Annotated in this window: 1 protein-coding gene; it reads left to right on the forward strand. The window is 69.4% G+C overall.

The features are described 5' to 3' along the window. The coding region (locus JT719_RS24960) for a circularly permuted type 2 ATP-grasp protein (RefSeq protein ID WP_207436479.1) at nt 1–252 on the forward strand (252 nt) is incomplete at both ends.

Genomic DNA, 252 nt, shown 5'->3' on the forward strand with positions numbered 1-252 from the left:
GGGTCCGCTCGACCCCGACCTGATGTCCGACCGCTGGGAGGAGGCGCGGCGCCTCCTGCACCAGAACGGCGTCACCTACAACATCTACGCCGACCCGATGGGGATGGAGCGGCCCTGGCCGCTCGACATGATGCCCCTGCTGCTGCCCTCGCACGAATGGAAGGCGCTTGAGTCCGGGCTGATCCAGCGGGCGACGCTGCTCAACGCCGTACTCGCCGACCTGTACGGGCGGCAGACGCTGATCCGCGAGGG

The organism is Sabulibacter ruber (genome assembly GCF_017355955.1).
GTDB lineage: Bacteria > Bacteroidota > Bacteroidia > Cytophagales > Hymenobacteraceae > Nibribacter > Nibribacter ruber_A.